Raw genomic sequence first — 9,537 nt, forward strand, 5'->3', positions numbered from 1 at the left:
GTCCCCTCATCTGCCCCCAGGGGGCAGTTCCCAATCTATATGGGCATGAGCCGCCTCGGGATCAAGACCCGGCGGTGCGGCAAGACGTGGAAATGCTGCTTTTTACCACAAATCGTCAGTCGGCGGAACCTGCAGATTACAGGGTTATTGACTGGACAGACCGCAAAAGACAGCAGCGGCGCCTGTTGGCGCCGCTGCTTGAGGAAGGGTCTGTTACTTGAACCAGCTGGAGACCAGCATCACCAGGTAATCCCACAGGCGGCTCATCAGGCCACCTTCCTGCACCTCTTCCAGGGCAACCAGGGGAACCTGCTTGATCTCCTTGTCCCCTTGCTTGAGGTACACGGTACCGACGCGCTGGCCCTTGGCCAGGGGCGCCTTCAGCTCGCTCTCCAGCTGGAAGTCCGCCTTGAGGTTGTTGCCCTGGCCACGGGTGACCAGCACGGAGACGTCCTTGTCGACGCCCAGCTTCACTTCAGACTTGTCGCCCATCCAGATCTTCTGGGTGACCAGTTCGGTGCCCGCCTTGTAGGGGGTCAGGCTCTGGAAGAAGCGGAAGCCGTAGGTGAGCAGCTTCTTGCTCTCGGCGGCGCGGGAAGCCTCGCTATTGGCCCCCATGACCACGGCGATCAGGCGCATGCCTTCGTTGTTGGTGGCGGAAGAGACCAGGTTGTAGCCGACCTGGCTGACGTGACCTGTCTTGATGCCGTCAACCTGCAGGGATTGGTCCCACAGCAGGCGGTTGCGGTTGTGCTGGGTGATGCCGTTGAACACGAAGGACTTCTGGGAGTAGATCTTGTACTCCTCCGGCTGATCGTGGATCAGAGCCTGACCCAGGCGGGCCATGTCGCGGGCGGTACTGTAGTGGCCCTCTTCATCCAGGCCGTGGGGGTTCTTGAACTGGGAGTCCTTCATGCCGAGCTTGGCGGCCCAGGCGTTCATCAGGCTGGCGAAGGAGTCTGTGCTGCCTGCCAGGTGCTCGGCCATGGCGACGCAGGCGTCGTTGCCGGACTGGATGATGATGCCCTTGTTCAGATCATCGACGGAGACCTGCTTGCCCACCTCGATGAACATCTTGGAGGAGTCGGAGTAGTTCTTGGACCAGGCGTTCTGGCTGATGGTCACCATGTCGGTGCCCTTGATGTTCCCCTTGTGCAGCTCGTCGCCGACGATGTAGGAGGTCATCATCTTGGTCAGGCTGGCGGGGGGCAGACGCTCGTCGGCGTTCTGCTCGGCCAGCACCTGGCCGGAGAAGTAGTCGATCAGGATGTGGGCCTTGGCGGAGATCTCGGGCGCGGCAGGCACCACCATGGGGGCGCTGTTCAAAGTGGGGACCGGCTGGGCACTCGGCAGGGCCGAATCCGGGGTCGGAACAGGCTGGTTGGCCTGAGCGGTGGCGCTTAACAGGGAGGCCAGAATAACGGAGCGGGCAAATTTGGACATCTTGAAATTCCTGGTGCCTGGATGGGATGTACCCAAGTTGAAAAAAAGCGGGCCCCACTATACCAGATGTGCGTGTCGGTCATAGTCCGAGATGCGACCTGGACGGGATTTTATGGGATGGTCCCCGACCTCGCGTCGTATCCCGGCGCGAGGTCGGGGCGGTTATCAGGGCACGATGAAGGCCTGCTCCAACCCGCCCTGGCGGATCTGCTCGAGCAGGGGGGCCTGCTTGTCGCTGGCCACGGGCCCGAGCAGGACGCGGAAGACGGCGCCGTGCGCCACCACCTGGTACGGCACGCCATAGCGCTGGGTCATCACCTTGCCCATGGCCTCAGCTCGCGCCTGCGAGCCGCTGGCGAGCACCTGGATCATCTTGCCCTGGGTCGCACCGGCCTTGGGGGGGGAGGCGGTGGTGGTCGCCGTGGCGGCAGGAGCAGGAGCAGGCGCGGCCTTGGCCGGTGCCGTGGGGGCCGGCGTCTCGTTGACGAAGGAATTGGCTGCTGGCGCCGCAGGCTCCATGGGCGTCATTGGGGTCATGGGCACCATCTCCACCATCTGATCCGGCTGATCGGTGATGAGTTCGAGGCGCACCCGGGCCTCACCCCCTTCCACCATCTCCAGCTGCGCGGCGGCGGCGTGGGAGAGATCGATGAGGCGATCGCTGCCGAAGGGACCGCGATCATTGACGCGAACTATGGTCTCCAGACCGTTGTCCAGATTGGTGACCCGCACGTAGCTTGGCAGGGGCAGGTTGCGGTGGGCGGCGCTGAACAGGGTGCTGTCCTGCACGTCGCCGTTGGCAGTCTTGTTGCCGTCCAGATCCCGGGAGAGCCAGCTGGCAGTGCCTTCCTCGCTGTAGTGCTTGATGTCGCGCCACACCTCAAACTTCTGCTTGCCAATCCAGTAGTCCCGGTTGCCGCTCTCGCTCATGGGTTCGGGGCGGGGAATGGCGCCGGTCGCCTGGGGGATCTCGATGACCTGGGGCTTCTCCTGGGGGACGGGCTCTGGCGGCAGCGGCTGGGGTTCGGGTTGGCTGCTACAGGCGGCCAGCAACAAGGTCAGGCTGAGGGGAAGAAGTTTGTGGCTGTAATGCATAAGCGTCCTGGATTGCTTGACTGAGTTGATGCACCGCCATCGCATAGAGAGGGCTGCGATTGTAGCGGGTGATCACGTAAAAATTGTGGCGCGCGACCCAGTATTCCGGTCCTTCGGCCTGCTCCATCGCCAGCAGTTTTACCGGCGTCTCGGGTGACGGCGGTGTGGCGACTTCAATGCCCGCAGCGGCCAGCTCTGCCCAGCGGTGTCTGAGCTCGGGCTCGGGTGCAAGCAGGGTACCTACTGGCGCCAATCCGATCAAGGCGGGCTCCACCACCGGCTCGCCCCAGCGCCAGTGGTGCAGGGCGAAGTAGTTGGCCACGCTGCCGATGGCATCTGCCGGGTTGGCGAAGAGATCCCGCTTGCCGTCTCCGTCGAAGTCGACCGCGTAGTGGCGGTAGCTGGAGGGCATGAACTGGCCCATGCCCATGGCGCCGGCATAGGAGCCCTTGAGGGTGGTGAGCGGCCACTTCTCTTCCCGGGCAAGCAGCACCAGCTGGGCAAACTCCTTGGCGAAGAAATCCGCCCGTTCGGGGTAGTGGAATCCCAGGGTGTAGAGGCTGTCGAGCACCGGATGGCGGCCCATCTGTCGACCGTAAAAGGTCTCGATGCCGATGATGGCGACGATGAGGGAGGCGGGGACCTGGTAGGTCTGCTCGGCCCGTGCCAGGGTGGCGGCATGGCGCTGCCAGAATCCCACTCCGTCCAGGATGCGCTCCGGGGTGACGAACAGCGGCCTGTAGCGGTGCCAGGGCTTGGCTTCCCAGGGGCGGCGGATGGTGTCCAGCACCTCCTGGCGCAGGCTGGCCTGGGCGGCGGCGGCCTGCAACTCTGCCAGCGGCACCTGCTGCTGCTCGGCCAGCAGGCTGAGCCGGGCCGGCGAGACGGCAGCACCCGCCGTCAGGGTGCACAGAGACAGAGCCAACCAGCCGAGCCGCATCAGGCGAGCAGCCGCCTGTGGGTCTGGATGGACATCAGAACGCCGAAGCCCGCCATCAGGGTTACCATGGAGGTGCCGCCGTAGCTCACCAGTGGCAGGGGAACCCCTACCACTGGCAGGATGCCGCTTACCATGCCCATGTTGACGAACACATAGACGAAGAAGGTCAGGGTCAGGGCGCCCCCCAGCAGGCGTTCGAAGCTGTTCTGGGCCTGCATGGAGATAAACAGGCAGCGGCTGATGATGTAGAGGTAGATGACCAGCAAGAGGGCCACTCCCACCAGACCGAACTCCTCGCTGAAGACGGCGAAGATGAAGTCGGTGTGGCGCTCTGGCAGGAATTCGAGCTGGGACTGGGTGCCTTGCAGCCACCCCTTGCCGAACACGCCGCCGGAGCCGATCGCAATCTTGGACTGGATGATGTGATAGCCGCGACCGAGCGGGTCCTTCTCCGGGTCCAGCAGCATCAGCACCCGCTGGCGCTGGTAGTCGTGCATCAGGAAGAACCAGAGTACCGGCATGAAGGCGCAGATGAGCAAGACCGCGAGCCCGATGAGCCACCAGCTGATCCCCGCCAGGAAGATGACGAAGAAGCCGGAAGCGGCCACCAGGATGGAGGTGCCGAGATCGGGTTGGGCCGCGATCAGCAGGGTGGGCAGCAGCACCATCACCAGGGCGATCATCACATGGCTGAACTTCGGCGGCAGGGAGTGCCGGCTGAGCCAGGCGGCCACCATGATGGGCATGGAGAGTTTCATCACCTCGGAGGGCTGGAACTTCATGAAGCCGAGATCGAGCCAACGCTGGGCCCCCTTGCCGATATGGCCGAACACGTCCACCGCGATGAGTAGCAGCACCACCACCGCAAACAGGGGCACCGACCAGCGGGCATAGAGGGAGGGCGGCAGCTGGGCTATGCCGATCATCAGACCGAAGGCCAGGGCGCCGCGCACCAGCTGGCGCACGATGGAGTCGAGATCCTGGCCCGAGGCGGAGTAGAGCACCACCATGGAGAGGGCCATCAGGGTCAGCAGGCCGAGCAGCAGCGGCAGGTCGATGTGCAGCTTGTACCAGATGCTCTGCTGGCGGGCAGAATTACTCATTGGGAAACGACCTCACTCGGTTGGGACGGCTTTTCCGGTGCCGGTGGCAACTGGGGTTCCGGCGGGAGCAGATAGGCATCCAGCATGTGGCGGGCGACCGGTGCCGCCATGGCGCTGCCGCCCCCGGCGTTCTCCAGCACCAGGGCGACGACCGCCTTGGGTGCCTCGAAGGGGGCGAAGGCGACGAACAGGGCGTTGTCGCGGTGCTCCACCTTGGTGGTGGCCGCGTTGTAGACCTGGTTCTCCTTGAGGCCCACCACCTGGGCGGTGCCGGACTTGCCCGCCGCCTTGTAGGGGGTATTGGCGAAGGCGCGGCGCCCCGTCCCTTCGTGGCCGTTGATGACGCGCCACATGCCGTCCTTGGCCACCTGCCAGTAGGTATCGCTCTTGGCTGCGATGGCCACGTTCGGGTTGATGGGGGCGTTGACCACGCCATCGGAGGAGGCGGTGCTCTTGAGGAGGTGCGGCGTCACGTCGTGACCGTTCTGGGTCAGGATGCTGATGGCCTTGGCGAGCTGGATCGGGGTGGCGCTCCAGTAGCCCTGGCCGATGCCGATGGAGATGGTGTCCCCCTGGTACCAGGGTTGACGCCAGCGGGCCATCTTCCAGTCCCGGGAGGGCATGACGCCCCGGGTCTCTTCATAGAGGTCCACGCCGCTGTACTGGCCGAAGCCGAACTTGGTCATGTAGCTGTTGATCTTGTCGATGCCGACCCGGTAGGCGAGATCGTAGAAATAAGTGTCCGCAGACACTTCGATGGCGCGATAGACGTCGAGCCAGCCGTGGCCCCAGCGGCGCCAGTCCCGGAACTTCTTGGTGGTGCCCGGGATGGAGAAGCTGGGCCCGCCGAAGTAGCGGTAATTGGGGGTGATCGCCCCCTCGTTGAGCCCCATCACCGCCATCATGGGCTTGACGGTGGAGGCGGGGGCATAGATGCCCTGGGTGGTGCGGTTGACCAGCGGCCGGGCGGGATCGTTGAGCAGCGCCGAGTAGTTGGCGCTGGAGATGCCGGTCACGAACAGGTTGGGGTCGTAGCTCGGGCTCGACTCCATGGCCAGGATGGCACCGGTGTTGGGTTCCATCATCACGATGGCGCCCCGGCGGCCGGCCAGCAGCTCCTGGGCCTTCAACTGCAGGCGGATGTCGATGTTGAGGTAGATGTCCTTGCCGGGCTCGGGGGGCTGGAATTTCAGGGTGCGCACCACCCGGCCGCGGTTGTTCACCTCGACCTCCTGATAACCCGCCACGCCGTGCAGCTGATCCTCGTAGTACTTCTCCACCCCTTGTTTGCCGATGTCCTTGGTGGCGGCATAGTTGGCGAGCTTCTCCTCCTTCTCGAGGCGCTCCACGTCACGGGTGTTGATCTTGGCCACGTAGCCCAGGGCATGGGTCAGGGTGTCGCCGAACGGGTAGTAGCGCTTGAGGTAGGCCTCGATGCTGGCCCCCGGGTAGTTGTGCTGGTTGACCGAGAAGAGGGCGACCTGGTATTCGGTCAGCTTCTCGAACAGGGGCACGGGCTTGAAGCGGCGCTGACGTTTGACCTCGGCCAGGAACTTCTCCTTGGTCCCCTCCGGCAGGGCCAGCAGGGTGATGAGGTCGTCCGCGGTCTTCTCCAGGTTCTCGGTCTCTTCGGGCACGATCTCCAGGCTGTAGACCGGGCGGTTTTCCGCCAGCAGGACACCGTTGGCGTCGTAGATGAGGCCACGGGGCGGCGCCACCGGCACCACACGGATGCGGTTGTCGTTGGAGCGGGTCTGATAGGTTTCGTAAGACTCTACCTGCAGGTAGTAGAGGTTAGCCAGCAGCACCAGCATGAGGGTGACCATGCCGATGTAGGCGACCAGGGTGCGCCGGAAGAACAGACGTCCCTCGGCACTGTGATCGCGCATTTCAATGCGATTCTTCAGCATGCCGTTACCTTGTGGCTGACGTGCGGGTGAGAGAGGAGAAATGCATGCTCAGGGTCGGCATGGGTCACTCTCTGTGATAAGGGTGATTGGTGGTGATGCTCCAGGCGCGATAGAGGCTCTCGGCCACCAGTACCCGCACCAAGGGATGGGGCAGGGTCAGGGGCGAGAGCGACCAGCTCTGCTCCGCGGCAGCCTTGCACTCGGGGGAGAGCCCCTCCGGGCCACCCACCAGCAGCGCCACATCCCGGCCATCCAGCTTCCAGGCTTCCAGTTGCACGGCGAGCTGCTCCGTGGTCCAGGGCTTGCCCGGAATGTCCAGGGTCACGATACGGGAGCGGCCGGCGGCGGCCAGCATGGCTTCCCCTTCCTTTTGCAGGATGCGGGGAATGTCGGCATTCTTGCCGCGCTTGCCTGCGCCGATCTCGACCAGCTCGAACGGCATGTCTTTGGGGAAGCGGCGACGGTACTCTTCGAAGCCATGCTCTACCCAGGCAGGCATCTTGGTGCCCACGGCAATCAACTGGATCTTCATCTTTGGTTACGCTGTCGCCCTTTATTGCGAATTGACCTGGGCGGCGCCGCTCCAGAGTTTTTCCAGCTGGTAGAAGTCGCGGTACTCATCCTGCATCACGTGGACGATGACCGACCCCATGTCCACCAGCACCCACTCACCGGTGAGTTCCCCTTCCACGCTCAGCAGGTCGAGCCCCGCATGACGGGCCTCGCTGGCGAGGTTGTGGGCGATGGCACTGACGTGACGATTGGAGTTGCCGGAGCAGATGATCATGGTGTCCGTGATGCTGGATTTGCCGCGCACATCGAGGGTGATGATGTCGCGGCCTTTCATGTCATCGATCTTGTCGACGATAAAGGCGAGCAATTCTTGGCCTTGCAATGTCTTCTCCTATCTTCCGGCGCCAGAGGGCGGCGGATTATATCATGGTCACTCCCGTTTCCCAGCCTGGCAAAGGGAGTGTCGCCGGGGGAGCCGTCCCGTGGGGGAGGGGCCCCTTGACGATCACTATAGTGTGCAACCCGGCCTGGCAATAGTCAGGGCCGGGCCCGGTGCGCCCGGACGTGTCGGCTGACCCGCCTGCGTGACGCCGTTTACTGCGTTGCCGATGAGCGGTAGAGCCCGTGGCGCCGGATATAGTCGGCGACCGGGTTGGGCAGCAGGTATTTGGGATCCTGGCCTGCCGCGAGCAGGGCACGCAGGCGTGTGGCCGACAGCTCGACGGGCAGGTTGTCACAAAGCCAGACATGACCGTGGCGCTGGCGATGGAGAGCCCGAATGTCCCGGGTCTGGTGGCGGGCCAGCAGCGCGGCCACCTGGACGGGATAATCCGGTTGCCAGCCTGGGCGGCAGCTCACCACCAGGTGGGCGTAATCGAGCAGCTCCTGCCAGCGGTGCCAGCTCGGCAGGCCGAGCAGGGAATCCATCCCCATCAAAAAGCAGAGCGGGGTGTCCGGCAGCTCGCTCCTCAACTCGACAAGGGTGTCGATGGTCCAGGAGGGGGTGTCGCGCCTGAGCTCCCGCTCATCCACCACGAATCCCGGGTTGTCCGCCGCAGCGAGCCGGACCATGGCGAGTCGCTGCTCGCTGGAGCAGAGCGGATTGGCCCGGTGGGGTGGGATATGGTTCGGGAGCAGGCGCACCTCGGCCAGACCCAGGGCGTCCCGTGCCTCGATGGCGGGCCTCAGGTGGCCGATGTGAATGGGATCGAAGGTGCCGCCGAGGATCCCGATGGGCGGTGTCAGCATGATTCCGTCTCCAGCAGGGGGAGCGGGGTACCGTCACGAAAGCCGAGGGCGATGGTTTGCAGCATCAGCCAGGCCTGTTCGGTGTCGAAATGGCGCTGGGCATGGTCCAGCTGGGCCATCAGTTGCCAGAGTTGCCGGATCTTGGGGAAGGGAAGCCGGGTCAGCGCCTGCTGGATGAGCTGCTGGCGGCTCTGCCAGATGCGCAAGCGGCTGAAATGTTCCACCAGGGGCTGTCCGGCGCGGGCGGCCAGCGCCAGCTCGGTGAGCTGCTCCAGTTCGCGGCACAGGGTCCAGGCCAGCATGCCGGGTTCGGTGCCCTCGGCGCGCAGGGCCAGCAGGATGCGCTGGGCCCGGTTCACCTTTCCTTCCAGCAGGGTATCGACGAGTTGGAAGGGGGTGAAGTGGGCGTGGCGGATGATGGTCTCCTGCAGATAGGCGACGCTGATGGGCTGGGGCGGGGAGAGCAGGGTCAGCTTCTCGATCTCCTGGCTCGCGGCCAGCAGGTTGCCCTCGTAGGCGTGGCACATGAAGTTGACCGCATCCGGCAGCGCCTTGAGGCCGAAGCGCTGAAAGCGGGCGCTCATCCAGCGCGGGAAGAAGCGGGGTTCGGGGTGGTTGACCGGCACATAGGTGCCGCTCTGGCTCAGCTTGTCGAACCAGGCCGCCTTCATCTGGGTCTGGTTGAGGCGGGGGCCCGAGAGCACCAGCAGCAGGTCGGGGTGGAGCTGCTTGCCAATGTCGCTGATGCGGGCGGCGAGATCCTTGTCGATCTTGGCGGGCAGCTCCAGCTCGATGATCTGGCGGGCCGAGAACAGGCTCATGGCCTGGCAGGCATCGTAGACCTGGTTCCAGTCCAGCCCCTGTTCCACCACGAAGCTGTGGCGCTCATCGAAGCCCTGTTTGCGTGCCACCTGACGCACGGCGTCGACAGCTTCCAGTTTGAGCAGGGGCTCGTCCCCAAAAATGAGATAGCAGGGCTTGAGCCCAGCCTTGAGATGATCCGCGAGTTGTTCAGGGTAAATCCGCATCAGAACCTGGCCTGGTTGAGGGGGAAGGATTCACGGTCGATGGCTTGCTCATTCTTGAACAGGGGATCGTCCCCAAAAATGAGATAGCAGGGCTTGAGCCCTGCCTTGAGATGGTCCGCGAGTTGTTCAGGGTAAATCCGCATCAGAACCTGGCCTGGTTGGGGGGGAAGGATGCACGGTCGATGGCTTGCTCATTCTTGAACAGGGGATCGTCCCCAAAAATGAGATAGCAGGGCTTGAGCCCTGCCTTGAGATGA

General features: G+C 64.1%; 9 protein-coding genes and 1 pseudogene. All 10 read right to left on the bottom strand.

All coding sequences use genetic code 11. From position 1 onward, the window contains the following. Nucleotides 1-213: 213 nt before the first annotated feature. Complete coding sequence (locus OKC41_RS04150) at nt 214-1,443, bottom strand: D-alanyl-D-alanine carboxypeptidase family protein (RefSeq protein ID WP_039041110.1); 1,230 nt, start codon at nt 1,441-1,443, stop codon at nt 214-216. 165 nt (nt 1,444-1,608) lie between these two features. Beyond that, nucleotides 1,609-2,538 carry a septal ring lytic transglycosylase RlpA family protein gene (locus tag OKC41_RS04155; protein ID WP_201894362.1) on the bottom strand — a complete coding sequence of 310 codons (930 nt, stop codon included), beginning with the start codon at nt 2,536-2,538 and terminating at the stop codon, nt 1,609-1,611. Further along, entirely contained in the window at nt 2,480-3,478 is a 999-nt protein-coding gene (gene mltB / locus OKC41_RS04160) for a lytic murein transglycosylase B (protein ID WP_201894361.1), read from the bottom strand. The genes OKC41_RS04155 and mltB overlap by 59 nt, the downstream gene beginning before the upstream one ends. Then, nucleotides 3,478-4,581: a rod shape-determining protein RodA gene (rodA, locus tag OKC41_RS04165; protein ID WP_039041107.1), complete on the bottom strand. Its 1,104-nt coding sequence runs from the start codon at nt 4,579-4,581 to the stop codon at nt 3,478-3,480. Before rodA ends, mltB begins: the two co-directional genes overlap by 1 nt. Continuing rightward, nucleotides 4,578-6,491: a penicillin-binding protein 2 gene (gene mrdA / locus OKC41_RS04170; protein ID WP_010673761.1), complete on the bottom strand. Its 1,914-nt coding sequence runs from the start codon at nt 6,489-6,491 to the stop codon at nt 4,578-4,580. Before mrdA ends, rodA begins: the two co-directional genes overlap by 4 nt. Nucleotides 6,492-6,555: 64 nt before the next feature. Beyond that, nucleotides 6,556-7,023 carry a 23S rRNA (pseudouridine(1915)-N(3))-methyltransferase RlmH gene (rlmH, locus tag OKC41_RS04175; RefSeq protein WP_005298242.1) on the bottom strand — a complete coding sequence of 156 codons (468 nt, stop codon included), beginning with the start codon at nt 7,021-7,023 and terminating at the stop codon, nt 6,556-6,558. A 21-nt stretch (nt 7,024-7,044) separates the two neighbouring features. Next, nucleotides 7,045-7,386 carry a ribosome silencing factor gene (gene rsfS, locus OKC41_RS04180; protein WP_010673762.1) on the bottom strand — a complete coding sequence of 114 codons (342 nt, stop codon included), beginning with the start codon at nt 7,384-7,386 and terminating at the stop codon, nt 7,045-7,047. A 212-nt stretch (nt 7,387-7,598) separates the two neighbouring features. After that, nucleotides 7,599-8,252: a nicotinate-nucleotide adenylyltransferase gene (gene nadD, locus OKC41_RS04185; protein ID WP_270671758.1), complete on the bottom strand. Its 654-nt coding sequence runs from the start codon at nt 8,250-8,252 to the stop codon at nt 7,599-7,601. After that, the gene (holA, locus tag OKC41_RS04190; RefSeq protein ID WP_039041105.1) at nt 8,246-9,280 is read right to left on the bottom strand and encodes a DNA polymerase III subunit delta; all 1,035 of its coding nucleotides are present in this window, start codon (nt 9,278-9,280) and stop codon (nt 8,246-8,248) included. The genes nadD and holA overlap by 7 nt, the downstream gene beginning before the upstream one ends. 47 nt (nt 9,281-9,327) lie before the next feature. Next, nucleotides 9,328-9,423: pseudogene (locus OKC41_RS04195) on the bottom strand (DNA polymerase III subunit delta); the annotation flags it as partial. Nucleotides 9,424-9,537: the final 114 nt, after the last annotated feature.

It is taken from the genome of Aeromonas sp. QDB17, assembly GCF_027705305.1.
GTDB lineage: Bacteria > Pseudomonadota > Gammaproteobacteria > Enterobacterales > Aeromonadaceae > Aeromonas > Aeromonas caviae.

What these genes read in the sequence shown, in the direction of transcription:
- nadD (WP_270671758.1), bottom strand. Translation starts at nt 8,252, where the DNA reads ATGCTGACACCGCCCATCGGGATCCTCGGCGGCACCTTCGATCCCATT.
- OKC41_RS04150 (WP_039041110.1), bottom strand. Translation starts at nt 1,443, where the DNA reads ATGTCCAAATTTGCCCGCTCCGTTATTCTGGCCTCCCTGTTAAGCGCC.
- rodA (WP_039041107.1), bottom strand. Translation starts at nt 4,581, where the DNA reads ATGAGTAATTCTGCCCGCCAGCAGAGCATCTGGTACAAGCTGCACATC.
- mrdA (WP_010673761.1), bottom strand. Translation starts at nt 6,491, where the DNA reads ATGCTGAAGAATCGCATTGAAATGCGCGATCACAGTGCCGAGGGACGT.
- holA (WP_039041105.1), bottom strand. Translation starts at nt 9,280, where the DNA reads ATGCGGATTTACCCTGAACAACTCGCGGATCATCTCAAGGCTGGGCTC.
- OKC41_RS04155 (WP_201894362.1), bottom strand. Translation starts at nt 2,538, where the DNA reads ATGCATTACAGCCACAAACTTCTTCCCCTCAGCCTGACCTTGTTGCTG.
- mltB (WP_201894361.1), bottom strand. Translation starts at nt 3,478, where the DNA reads ATGCGGCTCGGCTGGTTGGCTCTGTCTCTGTGCACCCTGACGGCGGGT.
- rlmH (WP_005298242.1), bottom strand. Translation starts at nt 7,023, where the DNA reads ATGAAGATCCAGTTGATTGCCGTGGGCACCAAGATGCCTGCCTGGGTA.